Below are 14,748 nucleotides of genomic sequence, written 5' to 3'. Positions count from 1 at the left end.
TTGCAGTTGAAGGGATAACTGTTTTTGCAATGGTCCTTCTTTTTCATGGTAAAATAAAGAAAAGCAAATCGAGGAGGGTCCTTATGAAGTATGAATGGCGCAAACTAGAAAAAGAGCTCTATCTTCCCAAAAAACCAACAGTGATCGAGGTGCCAACGTATCAATTTATCAGTTTGAGCGGCAGCGGCAATCCGAATCGACCTGAATTCAGCGAAGAGATCGCCGCTTTATATACGATTTCTTATTCACTCAGGATGGGATTAAAAAAAGGGGCTTTTGGCAATGAACCCTTTGAATACACGGTCTTTCCTTTAGAAGGTGTGTGGACCTCTCTGACAAAGCCAGACGGTGCCGTCAACAAAGAAGAATTGATCTACAAAATCATGATTCGCCAACCAGAACCAGTCACGGAAACACTGTTTCAAGAACAGCTCTTGGCAGTCAAAGAGAAGAAAGACAATCCAAATCTAGAAAAGCTCATCTTTGAGCGCTATGAAGAAGGATTGTGCCTGCAAGCGATGCATACAGGCTCTTTTGACACTGAAGCGGAAACCTTTGCGAAAATGAAGGAGCTGTTAAAACAAGAACAGTTAGTGATCCGTCCAACGATGGACACGTTCCAGCATCGAGAAATCTATTTGTCTGATCCGCGAAAAGTTTCACCAGATAAAGCCAAAACCGTCCTGCGATGGGCAGTAGAAGCAGAGGGTGGGATTCAGTGAATAAAAACTATTTAAGCATCGACATCGGCGGCACGAAAATCAAATCGGCTGTCATTGATCGCTCGGGGAATATTCTGACACGAGGACGGATGGATACGCCGAAAAATCTTACGGAATTTCTGACAGGGATTGAAACGATCGTTGAAGACGTTCATGGGAGCATTCGGGGCATTGCTGTTAGTACTCCAGGAAAAGTCAACCCAGAGACAGGGACGATCTCGTTTGGCGGGGCATTGCCTTTTTTAGATGGAGTCTCCTTAAAACAGCTGCTGGCAAAGTACCAAGTGCCGCTGGCTGTGACCAACGATGGCAAGGCAGCCGCATTAGCTGAATGGTGGCTAGGAAACCTTAAAGGGATTCAAAATGGGGCTGCCATAACCTTAGGTACTGGTTTGGGTGGTGGTGTGATCGTTGAAGGAAAACTGATCCAAGGTGCACATTTTCAAGCAGGGGAATTAAGTTTTCTACTAAATGCCACTAAGAGAAGCGATGCTCCAGAAAACGCTGAGCAACCAAATAATCAGGGATTGACCCTGCAGCAATTGGCAGGTTTTAGCGGTTCAGCGGTCGCCATGATTCGTCGCAGCGCCCAACTGCTAGGCTTAGCTGATCTTGCGGATGGCGAAGCAGTTTTTGACGCTATCAATCAAAAAGAGCCACGGGTCTGGGCGCTGTTTACAGCGTATTGCCGAGAAATTGCGTGTGTCATACTCAATGTTCAAGCCGTGATCGACTTAGAGCGCTTCGTGATTGGTGGTGGCATCAGTGCCCAAGCGATCGTGGTGGAAGAAATCGACCGTCAGTATCAGCAACTGCTGGCTAGTTTACCGATTTTGCAGCAGACCTTGACGAAGCCGGAAATCCAAGCCTGCAAATTTCAAAACGATGCCAACTTATTAGGGGCGCTCTATCATTTCTTTTTGGAACATGAGATGAAATAAAATAGACCAAAAAACTGCCGCGAACCAACGATTCGCGACAGTTTTTTTAGGCTTTTTTCTTGGTGTCTTTGTCTTCGTCACCTAGGTAATCTTTGCTAGTGAAGGCACTGTGGAAGTATTTGCCTTCTTGACCGTAATAGCGGTTATAGCGCTGCTTGAATTTGCGGAACACGTAAACGACAAGAACTTTTAGCAGACAATAAATTGGAATCCCGAAAATCACCCCAACGATCCCCATCAAATCACCCATCACTAATAAAACAACCAGAATCGTAATAGGATGAATTTTCAATCGGTCACCCATCACACGGGGCACGACTAAATCCCCATGAAGCAACTGTACAGCAAACCAAGCAATCAAAAATTTAACCAACATCCCGGTGGAGTCTTGTGCGGCAATGAAAAGTCCCGGGAAAAAGACGATAAAAGGACCAATATAGGGGATGATGCAAAGCAGACCAGCGGCGATCGCCAGAATACTGGCATACTCTAAGCCAATCAATAGGAAAACGACCCAATAGATCGCCCCTAAAATCAAGGAAGAAATGATTTGTCCTTTCAAAAAGGCACCGACTTGTATGTCAGAGATCTTGACGATTTCATTAAAGTCTTTGCGAAAACGTGGTGGCACTAACGAGAGAACCGAAAAATAAAACTTGTTGGGGTTGCGCAATAAGAAAAAGGCAATGATCGGTCCCGTAAACAAAGCGATGAACAAGGTCGATATCGTTGAAAACAAACTGCTGAGCCCAGCAGCACCAGTTTCCCAATAGTCCCCAATAAAACTCATGATGTTGTTGGTGATATTTTGCAATGTGTCTGTAATTTGTGCCATCTCATCTTGAAACGGGGTATTTTCTAAAAAGGCGGTCGCGTTTTTCTCAAAGTCACTGACCAAACTTGGTAAGCTGTTGATCAGATCGGTGGTTTGCTGCTCCAAAATCGGGTAAAGCTGGAAACCAGCAAAGACGATCAACAAAAGAATCAAAAGATAGATCCCAGCAATCGAAACACTGCGGGGAATTTTTTTCGATTCCAATTTATCGACCACCGGGTTAAACAGATAGTAAAGGATCAGCCCAAATAAAAAGGGGGGGATAATAGCTGTAAGTATGGCTGAAAAGGGTGTAAATAAAAAAGAAATCTGATTTAGCAAAAAGACAGCAACTGCTGACAAGATAATCAGTCCTAAGACATAATAGCTTGTTTTGCCGCCTAAAAAGTGGATCAATCGGTTATTTTTCATAATAAGCCTCGCTTTCTTAGCTACATTATAACGAAAGACCCCTATTCTGTAAAAAAACAACGTACCTTTTGAAAAAACTACGCTCATATTCTCAATATCTTTATAATGAAAGAATATCTTTGATAAGGGGTTAACTGGTGGCATCTTTCTTCAAAGCAGGCCAAAAATGCTCCCGTGTTTACAACACAGGAGCGAAAAGAATTATTTGCGCACTGTCGTCAAGGTACAGCGACCAACGGCAGTTTTTAACCCGCTAGCTAACCAAATAGTGGCTTGCCAAGTTTGGATACGGGCGCCGATGCGATCAGGACTAGCTTCTACGATCAGGGTTCCTTCTTGGGCGGCGGCTAGATGGTTGACTTGTAGGTCAATGCCGGCGGCGAAGGCTTCTTCTTGAGCCAAAGCTTGATTGGCACCGATGCTGCAGGCAGTCTCGATCAAAACGCCGTTAATGCCACCGTGAACGAGACCAAAAGGCTGTTTGTGCTGTTCTTTGATGGGCATTCGTAAACGAACAAAATCGGCTGTTGCTGCTTCTACTTCGATTTCTAAAGCTTCTAGTAAGTTCATTTTTTGCTCCTTTTTCTAAGAAAGTTACCATGATTATAGCACGAGTTTTGTTAGAAATAGCCGAAGTTCTCAGAAAGTCGGCAACAGGGGGAGAAGTCTTAAGAAATTCCCTTAACCAAAGCAATTTCTAACGAAAAGCGACTAGATATGTGTATAATAGAGCTATGTGAATTGAGGAGGAACAAGTAATGAGAGAATGGAAAACCTTAAAAGAGTACGATGAAATTTTGTTTGAACAACATGGAAAAGTGGCGAAAATCACGATTAACCGCCCAGAAGTCCACAATGCGTTTACACCAAAAACGGTGTTTGAAATGATTGATGCATTTTCGATCAGTCGCGATGAACCAGGCATCGGCGTGATTATTTTGACAGGCGCCGGCGACAAAGCCTTTTGTTCAGGCGGAGACCAAAAAGTCCGTGGTCACGGTGGCTATGTTGGGGAAGATCAGGTTCCTCGCTTAAACGTATTGGATCTGCAACGCTTGATCCGAACGTTGCCAAAACCGGTGATCGCCATGGTCAAAGGCTGGTCGATCGGCGGCGGAAATGTTTTACAATTGGTTTGTGATTTAACGATTGCCGCTGACAACGCTAAATTTGGTCAAACAGGACCAAATGTCGGTAGTTTTGATGGTGGCTATGGTTCGGGGTATCTTGCACGGACGATCGGTCATAAAAAAGCCAAAGAAGTTTGGTTCATGACAAAACAATATACCGCCGAAGAAGCATTGGCAATGAACTGGATCAATACGGTCGTTCCTCTTGATCGAGTAGAAGATGAAACGATGGAATGGGCCGAAACGATGCTGCAAAAGAGCCCGTTGGCGTTACGTATGATCAAAGCATCAATGAATGCCGATACGGACGGATTAGCTGGCATTCAGCAATTGGCCGGCGATGCGACCTTATTGTATTACACGATGGATGAAGCCAAAGAAGGTCGTGACGCGTTTAAAGAAAAACGTCAACCAGACTTCGACCAATTCCCTAAATTCCCATAATGACTGGGAGTTGGCTGCAAAGGCAAGCACAACTTCATCCAGAACGACCAGCTTTTTATTGGCATGAAAAAAGCTGGTCGTTTGCTGCCTTGCAAAAAGAGGTTTATGCTTACGCTGCTTATTATCAAGCCCAATTCGTTGATCAGCCAAACCGGGTAGCTCTTTTTAGCAATAACTCCCCTGAAATGGTCTTTACGATCCTTGCGTTATGGGAGTTGGGGATCGAAGTCCAGCTGCTGAATACGCGATTGACAGCCGCTGAAATCTCCTTCCAATTGCAAGATGCCCACTGCGACTGGGTGATCGCGGCGGATCAGGCTGTGATTTCGGGTGTTCGCAGCTTGACCTTTGGACAAGCGATCAAACAGGCGGAGGCTTTTATCGGTTCTTTTGATCCTTCGTTTGTTCCTAATAAAGCAATCTATCAAGTAGAACAGGTAGCTTCGATTATGTATACATCCGGTACGACTGGCAATCCCAAGGGTGTGCCGCAAACCTTTGGGAATCATCTAGCAAGTGCCGAAGCGACGCAAAAGAACTTAGTCATCACTAGCGAGGATTGTTGGCTTTGTGCAGTTCCGCTGTACCATATCAGTGGATTATCAATTCTCTTGCGTTCACTGCGACTTGGAATGAGTGTTCGTTTGTATGAGCGCTTTGATGCTGTAGAAATGGCCAAAGACCTTGAAGCAGGAAAAGGGACGATCGTTTCTTTGGTGGCAAAAATGTTGACAGATTTGCTGCCCTTGGTGCCCCAACAAGGCTTTGATTCGTTGCGTTATATCCTGCTAGGCGGCGGTCCGATTGCTAAAAGTATATTGGAAAAATGCCAGCAAAAACAGCTTTCTGTGATCCAATCCTATGGGATGACAGAAACCTGTTCACAAGTGGTGGCATTGCCGCCAGAAAAAGCTTCAGAAAAAATTGGCGCCTCTGGGATTCCCCTGCAAGGTATCCATTTAAGAATTGCGACGGATGGGAAAATGGCAGACCACCAGACTGCTGAAAGTACCCAGTCGATCGGAGAGATCCAACTGCAAGGGCCGGCGATCACGACCCGTTACTTAAACGATCGCAGTCCACAGCAGTGGGACCAAGAGGGCTGGTTTGCCACAGGAGATCTAGGTTATCTTGATCAAGAGGGCTTTTTGTATGTAGTCAGTCGTGCAAGCGAACTGATCATATCTGGTGGAGAAAACATCTATCCCGCAGAAGTGGAGCAAGCCTTGTTGCAGCATCCAGCGGTCAAAGAGGCAGCTGTGGTGGGGGAACCAGACGAGGAGTGGGGACAATCTGTCGCGGCTTATTTAACGTTAAATGAACCGATCCACTTCAAAGCTTTATTGGATACGTTAGAAGGGCAGATCGCCCACTATAAATTTCCGCGCCGTTTTTATCACGTGCGAGAAATGCCGCGCACAGCAAGCGGTAAAGTTTTAAAAAGGCTATTGCTGAGTGAAGAAAGAGTGAACTACATTGAACAGCAAATCAACAAGTAATTATGAGGCAGCGATCGCTGCCGGGAAAACCTATTTGAGTGAGTATCAACCTATAGAAAGGTGTGACTTACTGGCTCTTTATGCAGCGGCACAAGAATATCGAGGGGAACGCTATTTCTGGCGTACTCCTGATGAAACGACTAGTATGGTAGGGTTGGGTTGGTTAGCCACTTTTTCGCAACCCAAACTTGCAGACTTTTCAGAAGTCCGCTCTCTCTTAAAGCAAGCCCACTATCAACCAGAGGCACCTTTTCAGGCGCAGTTAGTTGGCGGCTTTGCTTTTGATGAACAGGCAGAAGTCAGTCAGGATTGGGCTGAGCTAGGTGCTGGTCTCTTTGCGTTGCCAAAAATACTGGTCAGCAAAACTGGCGATCAGTGTGGCGTCGTTTATACAGTAGCCGCTTCTTCCGAGGAACAACGACAACAAAAAGTCGCTGCCTTACAGGAAAAAGTCGCAAGCTGGTTGCAGGCCAATTCGGACAAGAGTCTTGTAGCAGAAACGCCTGCTTTTCAGGCACAAGAGGAACTAGATGTGCCCCAATGGCTGCAAGCGGTCGAAGAGACAGTGGCAGCCATTCGCTCAACTGAAACACCGTTGAAAAAAGTGGTTCTGGCAAGACGAATGAAGGTAGAAACGAAGCAGTCGATCATTAGTGCTGCGGTGTTGCAACGGTTGGCGCAACAGCAGCCGAATACCTATCTTTTTGCCATCGAACATGGGGGCCATGTTTTTGCTGGTGCGACGCCAGAACGCTTGCTAAAAGCGACTGTCGATCAGTTTGAAACGGTAAGTATCGCAGGTTCCGCGCCAAGAGGCAAAACCAAAGAAGAAGATGAGGCACTGGCACAAGCCCTCTTAGCGGACGCAAAAAATACCCATGAACATCAAGTAGTTGTCGATCGCTTAGAAACGGCGTTGGCCACTTTGTTAGCTGACGGCTTTCAATCAGAAGCCCGTTCCGTGATCAAAAATCGTGACATTCAGCATTTGTTTGTTCCTTTAGCAGGGCAAAGAAAGGCAGGAGTCAACTTTCTGACCGCCGTGCAAAAACTACACCCAACCCCAGCATTGGGGGGAGAACCGAAAGAAGCAGCCGTCTCATGGATTCGTACCCATGAACCAGCCAGCAGAGGGATGTACGGTGGACCGATCGGTTGGTTGGGTATTCAAGAAGATATTGGCGAGTTTGCTGTGGCGATCCGCTCAGGTTTCTTTAGCGGCAATCAAGCAACGCTGTATGCAGGCTGTGGGATCGTTGCCGATTCAGATGCGGAATCCGAACGTCAAGAAACACGGTTAAAATTTCAACCGATGAGGAGAGGGATCTTAGGAGATGAATAACCAGACAGTCATGACAGACTATTTACTAGCGGCGATCCAAGGACTAAAAGCAGCGGGTGCGAAGCGAGCAGTCATTAGTCCCGGTTCACGCTCAACGCCATTGGCGCTACTATTGCATCGTGATCCTGAGATCACCTGTACGGTGGCTGTCGACGAACGTTCAGCTGCTTTTTTTGCTTTAGGGATGTCCAAAGTTGATCTCCAGCCGACGATCTTACTGTGTACCTCTGGAACTGCAGCAGCCAATTATTATCCAGCTGTTTGTGAAGCAGAAGCTACCAACTTGCCACTGATCGTCTTAACGGCTGATCGTCCGCCAGAACTGCGGGGCGTTGGGGCGCCACAGGCAATGGATCAACAGAATTTGTATGCCTCTCATGTCAAAAAAATGGTAGAGATGACGGTGCCAGAAAACGATCCTGCTTTGTTGCGTTATAGTTTTTGGCAAGCTGCAACTTGCACGATCGAAGCGCAAAAACAGCCGAAAGGCCCTGTCCAAATCAACTTTCCATTACGGGAGCCGCTGTTGCCTGACTTTAGTCGACAATGCAGTATGCAGCAAGACGTGAGCTATCTGGCACCACAACAAGAGCTGTCAGCAGAGATGATCACCCAGCTAGCCCCTTACTTTGGTAAAAAAGGTATTCTGATTGCTGGAGAAAGCCTTACGATCGAAGAAGCGCAGCAGTTGCTGGCTTTTTCAGAGAAATTGGGCTGGCCGATTGTCGGCGATCCATTGACCAATTTGGCGACAGCCGGTACCAAAGTAGGAACATTTATCAGCCAAGCCGATCTTATTTTCCCGCAATTGACTTCTGCCTTCCAACCAGAGGTGGTCGTGCGTTTTGGTCGCTTACCAGTCACTAAAAATGTCCTGTTATGGTTGAACAAAGCAGCCGATACGACGACGTGGCTCTTTGTTGATCCATCGGGGCAGTGGCAAGACCAGTTGCATCGGGCAAACTATTTGATCGAAGCAGCGATCAGCACTTTCGTGGTGGCCATCACCCACTTGCCGATCGTCAAAAATACGGCGTGGCAACAACAATGGCAAGCACTTCAAGCGCGGGCAGATCAGGTGATTGCTGCAAGTCCCCAGTTGCAACAATGGGATGAGAGCAGCGCTGTGCGCATGCTCCAACAATGTCTACCTGAAGAAGCGCAAATTCTTTTGGCAAACAGCAATGCGATCCGTTTCTTTGATCGCTACGGCAGCAAAACTTCCTCCACTTATCGAGTGTATGGAAATCGGGGCGTCAATGGGATCGACGGCCTTGTCTCGACCGTAGCTGGGATTGCTTCAGCCAGTCAAAAGCCTACCTACTTGTTGATTGGTGATTTAGCGTTGTACCATGATATGAACGGCCTACAACTACTGCGTCAGTATCAATTGCCAGTAACGATCATTTTACTGAATAATAACGGTGGTGGGATCTTTTCCTTTTTGTCACAAAACACCTTAGAACCAAACGACTTTGTCCCGCTCTTTGGCACGCCGTTAGGCCTTGAGTTTCAAAAAGTGGCGGCCTTATATGAGGCAGATTGGCACACACCGACCTCTTTGCTAGAGTTTCAAACGATTTTAGCGGAAACAAGTCAACAGCCGCGCTTTCAAATAATCGAAGTGAAGGGTGAGCAAAAAGATCCGGTTAATACTTGGCAAGCACTGCAACAGCATTTTAGCGAGGCAGGAGCACAGCAATGAAGGACACGATAAATGGCGTCAGTTATTTTTATCAGTGGCTGCAGCCGTATCGACCATCCTTACCAACCCTTGTGGCATTGCATGGCTTCACGGGTTCTTCGGAAAGCTTTCGACCGGTTTTTGCAAAGGAAGGTTCTTACAATGTATTGGCAATCGATTTGATTGGACATGGACGCTCATCGATTTATGTCCATCCCATGCGTTATGAACTTCCTTTACTGGTGGAGGATCTCGCAAAACTTTTAGCGAAGATAGGGATTGAACGTTATGGCCTGTATGGCTACTCGATGGGGGCGCGAATCGCACTTGTCTGGGCGGTCATGGAACCAACGGCAGTGACCCATCTTTTGCTTGAGAGTGGTTCACCCGGGTTAGCTGATCCAGCGGAACGACTCGCTCGTCAGCGGCACGATCGTCGCTTAGCGTTGCGCTTACTAAGGGAGCCTTTGGTCGATTTTGTCGATTACTGGCAAGAACTGCCGTTGTTTGCTAGTCAAAAGGAGCTACCTTTAGCGCAGCAGGCTGCTGTACGGCAAGGACGCTTGCAGCAAAACAAATTTGGCTTGGCAGTAAGTTTGGTTTACGGTGGTACTGGCAAACAGCCAAGTTGTTGGTCGGAGCTTCCGCAACTAGCTTGTGAAATTCTTTATTTAGCGGGGGAAAAAGATTTAAAGTTTCGTAAAATCGCCCACCAAATGAAGCAGCTACAACCAGAGATGACCGTCAAAGTCGTTGCTAATGCTGGACATTGTATCCACTTAGAACAGCCGACACAGGTTCGTCATGAAATCGATCAATGGTTTGTAAAAGGATCGGGGCCACAGTCAGCTGATTGACAAGGAGAGAACGCAATGAAGATTGAGAAAATTGAACGCATCGCCTGTCGCTTGCCCCTCAAACACCCCTTTGTGACAAGTTACGGACAATTAACAGAAAAAGCCTTTGATCTTTATTTGGTGACGGCAGAGGAGGGAACGGTGGGCATCGGTGAATTGGTCGCTTTTGAGCAGCCAGATTACATTGAAGAAACCCTCTTTTCTGCTCGACAAGTGATTGAAACAGCACTGATCCCATTATTGATTGACCAAGAGATCGAGCATCCGCAAGAAGTTTGGCAGCTGTTTCAAACGGTCCAAGGAAACTACATGGCAAAATCGGCTTTGGAAACAGCAATTTGGGATCTATATGGCAAGCAAACGCATCAAAGTGTGAAAGAGCTGTATACCGCCACCCGACCGAGTGTCGCTGTTGGCGTTAGTATCGGCATGCAAGACTCTGTCGAAAAACTAATGGCTCTTGTTGCCGATTATGTCGCGCAAGGATATCAACGAATCAAGTTAAAAATCAAGCCGGGGCAAGATCTGGCACCCTTGCGAGCGATTCGACAAGCCTTTCCAGAATTGCTTTTGATGGCAGATTCAAACGGAGCCTATCAGAGTGAGCCAGAACGCATTTTGGCACTTGATGACTTAGGCTTGGTGATGATCGAGCAACCCCTTAAGGTACGAGATCTGGTGGGGCACAGTCAGCTGCAGCGGCAGATGAAGACACCTCTGTGTTTGGATGAGGATATTCGAACGGCAGAAGACGTCGATACCGTCGCCGCACTGGACAGCTGCCGTGCGATCAACCTGAAAATCCCCCGTGTCGGTGGGATCACCGAAGCCTTGCGAATCCTTGATCGATGTCAAACCCATGGACTACTCGTTTGGTTAGGCGGCATGTTTGAGTCTGGTGTGGGACGAGCCATGAATTTGCAATTTGCGAGTCAAGATATTTTCCATTTTCCTGGGGATCTTTCCGCTTCTGATCGTTACTTTTATGATGATGTCATTACACAGCCTGCAACTTTGCATGAAGGCAAGCTGCTGGTACCTGATGGAAAGGGCTTTGGCATCACGTTAGCAGAAACAAAGCTAAGTCAATATGGGCAACCTATAGAATGTATCTACTCAAGAAAATGATCAGCGGAAGAATAACATCAGCAAAGAAAAAACAGTAAAAACAAAAGAAATGGCCAGCAGGGAAATCTGCTGGCCGTTTCTTTTGCGTTATTCTGCGTTTTTGAATTCTTTTTCAATTTGTAGTCGTTGGACTTTCATGGTTGCTGTTCGTGGGATATCTTCGTATTCGCGCAAAATTGGCTGATTGAGGTGAGGGAGATCTTCCACCATTTTCCACCAAGCATCCCAATCCATTTCACGATTTGGCGCTAAAGCAATGATTGGTTGTGGTGAGTTTTCTTTGTCGCGAACAATCACAACTTCGGCAAGGAAGTCTAAATGATCCAGCAAAAGGTCTTCCAAGGCAAGATTGCTTTCAATATTTTTGATCAAGTCCACTTGACGGTCTTTTAAGTAAAGATGTCCCTGATCATCCATCATGCCGTAATCACCACTGTCCCACCAAGCGCCATAGACATTGTCAGCAAAACGCTGATCTTCTTTATAATAGGTCAACGCGCGTCCTTTTGAAAGGAAATGGATGTGCCCATCGGTATTGGCTGGCAGCTCGTTGCCCTCGGCATCGGCGATCCGCGCTCTCGTTAAGTCCTCCAGACCGACACCCATATCACGGGCATCGTTGGTAGTGATGCTTTCTAAGGTATGTGCTTTTAGAATCATTGGCCCGCACTCACTTTGGCCATAGACTTGTAAAAAGAGTGCTTCTTTTGTTGCTGAAGTATTTAAAAAAGTCGCCATTGTTTGATTGTTGATAGCATCAAAGGTTGAGTGATAGTAACGAATATTAGCAAAAGCATCTGGTTTTTCTTTTGCCACAAAGCTCCATTGGACAAAATTGTTTGGATGAGTTTCCAAAGCGATCGGTGGGTATTCTTTTAACATGCCTACGACATGAGCACCGTTGGCATTGGCTAATGGCATCATCGGGAAGCCCATCGCCATCAAGGAGGAGATACCGATATTGAAGCGGGAGTGCACCGGTGAAATATGGAACGCAATTAAATCAGAGTCAGCTTTGGTGCGATCGATCTTGGTGAAGATCGTTTTTTGCCATTTTGTCCGCCAGCCCATGGAGTTTGCTGAATGACAAATCAATTTTGGAATACCCGTCGTTCCAGAAGTATGGGTCATATAGGAAATTTGATCCACCGGTAATTCAGTTTGTTCCACTGGTTCCGCTGGCTGCTGCAGCAAATGGCGAACAGCGATCTGTTTGTCAGTACTGCTATTTTTCACTTGTGCGACGCGGACTTCGGTTTCTTCATCAAATAAGATGTAAGGATCTCCTAAGCGATCCACAAACACTTCGATGGTTTCAGCAGGAAAATGATAGGAGATCATAGCAGGAACGGCACCAAGGTAAGAAGCAGCCGTTGCTAACAAATACGTATCGAATTTTGAAGATTTATACAGAATGATTTTATCTCCTGCTTGCACGCCAAGTGAGGCAAGTTGATAAGCACGCTTTAAAATCATTTCATGGCTCGAACGGTAGGTACTACGATAGCCAAGCTCAGGAAATGCTGGCAACACTTCATCATGGATGATGGGGGTGTCAGGAAACGTCTCAGCAGCTTCGCGATAATTGGTGTATAGATTCAATGGACGATAGTCTAAAATGGACAAATAGAACACTCCTTTAAAAGTTCGTGAAAAAATTCATTTGATTTCTCCATTTTAGCACAGGAATTCCTCGATACAATAGATATTTTGTGTTTTTTATTTATTTCTAAAAAATCATTCGGGCAAAGACTTTCGAAGAATGAATGACTGTGATGTGTTATCATTCATTCCTCGTACTAAGCGGAAAAAGTGCATAATCAATGGGTGTATTTTGCTACAAAATCTTTGATTGGGAGGCGAAAGTCTAAATAGCGTGCTTTTAATTCTGCACGATTCCAATTCCACCAAGCGATTTCTTGCAAAGCAGTGATCGTTTCTGGATCAAAGCGGTATTTGATCACTTTTGCTGGAACCCCGCCGACGATCGCATAAGGCGGCACATCTTTGGTTACGACTGCGTTTGAGGCGATCACGGCACCATCACCGACGGTCAAACCAGATTGGATCACGGCACCGTGGCCGATCCAGACATCATTGCCAATGACGGTCGTTTTTGCTTTGCGTTTTTCTAAGAAGGACTCGTCCTTTGGCGCAAATCCATAGCCTTCGCCATTATAGGCAAAAAGATGCTGACTAGGGCGTTCATAGGGATGATTGGTAGGGCCGATGCGGACCATCGCTGCGATACTGATAAAACGTCCTAATTGGCTGTTCTGAATAAAGCAATATTGCCCCGTATAGGTATAATTGCCGATGGAAGAATGATCAATGTGATTGGCTTCGCCAATTTCGACATAGTCTCCTAAAGTTGTGTCTTGAAGCTGCGAGTCTTTGCCAACGATCGGCTGTTCATCTGGAAAATTTGTGATCGATAGGTGCATAGAAATCATCCTCTCTTGCGTATTGCTATCATTTTACCGCACTTTTTTGTACTATTTGACTAATACGCACTAAAGACAAAAGGAGGTCTGCTTTATGGAGACGATTTATCAGTTAGATAAGATGACCGAAACGATAGGTAAGCGAGCAATAAAAAAAGGATACTCGTTAAAAAATCAAGCGGCCCCAGAGGCGCTGTTTGTACGCAGTTCAACGGTTCCTAACGAATGGATCACACCAGAATTAGCTGTGATCGCTCGCTCAGGAACAGGCACCAATACGATCGATTTGGCACGGTGTACTCAAAATGGCACAGTAGTCTTCAATAGTCCCGGTGTCAATGCCAATGCAGTCAAAGAATTGGTGCTCTCCAATTTATTTCTCAGCGTTCGCCCCTTATTCAAAGCCATCCAGACGGTAGCCGATTTGCAAGAAGAGGTAACGTCCGGTCAAATTGAAGCAGAAGATGTGTTGAAGGTAGCTGAAGAACGGCGAAAAGAAGTGATCGGCGAAGAATTAGCTGGAAAAACCATCGGTATTTTAGGCTTAGGAGAGATCGGTGAACGGGTGGCAAAAGCCTGTCATCAGCTAGGGATGGAAGTCCTCGGCTATGCCCGTACGAAAAAAGCGGCACACGATTACGAACAAGTCAGTGACTTGCACGTACTGTTGGCCGAATCAGATTTTGTAGTGGTTTTGCTCCCTTTAAGTCAGGAAACCAAAGGCATGCTGAATCGACAAACGATTCAGCAGATGAAAAAAAATGCAGTGTTGATGAATTTTGGGCGCGGGGAGATCGTGGAAGAAGCAGCCGTCTTAGAAGCACTAGCCAAAAATCAGCTCAAACAATACATCACCGACTTTCCTAGTGCCGGCTTGATCGGACAACCGAAAGTGTTGTGTTATCCGCATATCGGCGGCAGTACTACCAATGCCTTGGAAAAGGGGGATCACGTAGTTTTTGATCGCATGCATGCCTATTTGCGCGCTGGGACGATTCAAGAATCGGTCAATTTTCCTCATGCAGAGCTGCCTTTTTTGGCACCGTATCGCTTGGCGCTGTTTTATCACGACAAGCCTGGTGCTTTTGCCCCGCTATTGCGGATCATTTCTGAAGCAGGCGTAGATATCGATAATTTGGCGAGTGAGAGAAAAGCCGGAGTCGCATATACCTTGATTGACCTTGATGAGACAAATGAAATACTGCTGCAAGATCTACAAAAGCAGATACAGCAAGAAACAGCGATCATCCGTGCCCGCTTGATCAAAAATTCGCGAACCAGTGAATAGTTGCCACCAACAATGTTTCTTGT

13 protein-coding genes are annotated in these 14,748 nt (G+C 46.1%); 9 read left to right on the top strand and 4 right to left on the bottom strand.

All coding sequences use genetic code 11. The features are described from left to right. The first annotated feature begins 83 nt into the window (after positions 1 to 83). Entirely contained in the window at positions 84 to 722 is a 639-nt protein-coding gene (locus tag IGI69_RS12410) for a GyrI-like domain-containing protein (RefSeq protein ID WP_005228587.1), read from the top strand. Continuing rightward, the gene (locus IGI69_RS12405) at positions 719 to 1,663 is read left to right on the top strand and encodes an ROK family protein (RefSeq protein WP_016608813.1); all 945 of its coding nucleotides are present in this window, start codon (positions 719 to 721) and stop codon (positions 1,661 to 1,663) included. Before IGI69_RS12410 ends, IGI69_RS12405 begins: the two co-directional genes overlap by 4 nt. Positions 1,664 to 1,709: 46 nt before the next feature. Here IGI69_RS12405 and IGI69_RS12400 read toward each other — a convergent pair whose 3' ends face one another. Further along, entirely contained in the window at positions 1,710 to 2,909 is a 1,200-nt protein-coding gene (locus IGI69_RS12400; RefSeq protein WP_060792815.1) for an AI-2E family transporter, read from the bottom strand. Positions 2,910 to 3,110: 201 nt separating this feature from the next. Then, positions 3,111 to 3,479, bottom strand: a complete 369-nt coding sequence (locus IGI69_RS12395) for a PaaI family thioesterase (protein WP_016612672.1) — start codon at positions 3,477 to 3,479, stop codon at positions 3,111 to 3,113. Between the two features lie 188 nt (positions 3,480 to 3,667). Between IGI69_RS12395 and menB the strand changes: the two genes are divergently transcribed. The 6 genes from menB to menC are packed head-to-tail and all read left to right on the top strand — an operon-like array spanning position 3,668 to position 10,993. Further along, positions 3,668 to 4,483, top strand: coding sequence for a 1,4-dihydroxy-2-naphthoyl-CoA synthase (gene menB / locus IGI69_RS12390; protein ID WP_005228595.1), 816 nt, complete (start codon positions 3,668 to 3,670; stop codon positions 4,481 to 4,483). Beyond that, positions 4,483 to 5,982 (top strand): o-succinylbenzoate--CoA ligase, encoded by a 1,500-nt coding sequence (gene menE / locus IGI69_RS12385; RefSeq protein WP_167826944.1) that lies wholly within the window; start codon positions 4,483 to 4,485, stop codon positions 5,980 to 5,982. Before menB ends, menE begins: the two co-directional genes overlap by 1 nt. Beyond that, positions 5,960 to 7,324 carry an isochorismate synthase gene (locus tag IGI69_RS12380; RefSeq protein ID WP_438740983.1) on the top strand — a complete coding sequence of 455 codons (1,365 nt, stop codon included), beginning with the start codon at positions 5,960 to 5,962 and terminating at the stop codon, positions 7,322 to 7,324. The genes menE and IGI69_RS12380 overlap by 23 nt, the downstream gene beginning before the upstream one ends. Further along, positions 7,317 to 9,029 (top strand): 2-succinyl-5-enolpyruvyl-6-hydroxy-3-cyclohexene-1-carboxylic-acid synthase, encoded by a 1,713-nt coding sequence (menD, locus tag IGI69_RS12375; protein ID WP_373192524.1) that lies wholly within the window; start codon positions 7,317 to 7,319, stop codon positions 9,027 to 9,029. The genes IGI69_RS12380 and menD overlap by 8 nt, the downstream gene beginning before the upstream one ends. Continuing rightward, positions 9,026 to 9,865, top strand: a complete 840-nt coding sequence (menH, locus tag IGI69_RS12370) for a 2-succinyl-6-hydroxy-2,4-cyclohexadiene-1-carboxylate synthase (RefSeq protein WP_373192523.1) — start codon at positions 9,026 to 9,028, stop codon at positions 9,863 to 9,865. Before menD ends, menH begins: the two co-directional genes overlap by 4 nt. Positions 9,866 to 9,880: 15 nt before the next feature. After that, on the top strand, positions 9,881 to 10,993 hold the full coding sequence (gene menC, locus IGI69_RS12365) for an o-succinylbenzoate synthase (RefSeq protein ID WP_438740981.1): 1,113 nt from the start codon (positions 9,881 to 9,883) through the stop codon (positions 10,991 to 10,993). Between the two features lie 87 nt (positions 10,994 to 11,080). On the opposite strand, the gene IGI69_RS12360 is transcribed toward menC, so the two are convergent. After that, entirely contained in the window at positions 11,081 to 12,619 is a 1,539-nt protein-coding gene (locus IGI69_RS12360; RefSeq protein ID WP_373192521.1) for an AMP-binding protein, read from the bottom strand. Positions 12,620 to 12,813: 194 nt separating this feature from the next. Then, complete coding sequence (locus IGI69_RS12355; protein WP_373192520.1) at positions 12,814 to 13,437, bottom strand: DapH/DapD/GlmU-related protein; 624 nt, start codon at positions 13,435 to 13,437, stop codon at positions 12,814 to 12,816. 94 nt (positions 13,438 to 13,531) lie between these two features. On the opposite strand from IGI69_RS12355, the gene IGI69_RS12350 reads away from it, so the two are divergent. Then, entirely contained in the window at positions 13,532 to 14,725 is a 1,194-nt protein-coding gene (locus IGI69_RS12350; RefSeq protein ID WP_061053153.1) for an NAD(P)-dependent oxidoreductase, read from the top strand. The last annotated feature ends 23 nt before the right edge of the window (positions 14,726 to 14,748 follow it).

The organism is Enterococcus sp. DIV1083b (genome assembly GCF_051713705.1).
GTDB classification, from domain to species: Bacteria; Bacillota; Bacilli; order Lactobacillales; family Enterococcaceae; genus Enterococcus_D; species Enterococcus_D casseliflavus.
Note: the sequence above shows the minus strand (reverse complement) of the source record. Positions and strands in the feature narration are given on the sequence as shown.

What these genes read in the sequence shown, in the direction of transcription:
- IGI69_RS12400 (WP_060792815.1), bottom strand. Translation starts at nt 2,909, where the DNA reads ATGAAAAATAACCGATTGATCCACTTTTTAGGCGGCAAAACAAGCTAT.
- menD (WP_373192524.1), top strand. Translation starts at nt 7,317, where the DNA reads ATGAATAACCAGACAGTCATGACAGACTATTTACTAGCGGCGATCCAA.
- menH (WP_373192523.1), top strand. Translation starts at nt 9,026, where the DNA reads ATGAAGGACACGATAAATGGCGTCAGTTATTTTTATCAGTGGCTGCAG.
- IGI69_RS12410 (WP_005228587.1), top strand. Translation starts at nt 84, where the DNA reads ATGAAGTATGAATGGCGCAAACTAGAAAAAGAGCTCTATCTTCCCAAA.
- menE (WP_167826944.1), top strand. Translation starts at nt 4,483, where the DNA reads ATGACTGGGAGTTGGCTGCAAAGGCAAGCACAACTTCATCCAGAACGA.
- menC (WP_438740981.1), top strand. Translation starts at nt 9,881, where the DNA reads ATGAAGATTGAGAAAATTGAACGCATCGCCTGTCGCTTGCCCCTCAAA.
- IGI69_RS12355 (WP_373192520.1), bottom strand. Translation starts at nt 13,437, where the DNA reads ATGCACCTATCGATCACAAATTTTCCAGATGAACAGCCGATCGTTGGC.
- menB (WP_005228595.1), top strand. Translation starts at nt 3,668, where the DNA reads ATGAGAGAATGGAAAACCTTAAAAGAGTACGATGAAATTTTGTTTGAA.
- IGI69_RS12395 (WP_016612672.1), bottom strand. Translation starts at nt 3,479, where the DNA reads ATGAACTTACTAGAAGCTTTAGAAATCGAAGTAGAAGCAGCAACAGCC.
- IGI69_RS12350 (WP_061053153.1), top strand. Translation starts at nt 13,532, where the DNA reads ATGGAGACGATTTATCAGTTAGATAAGATGACCGAAACGATAGGTAAG.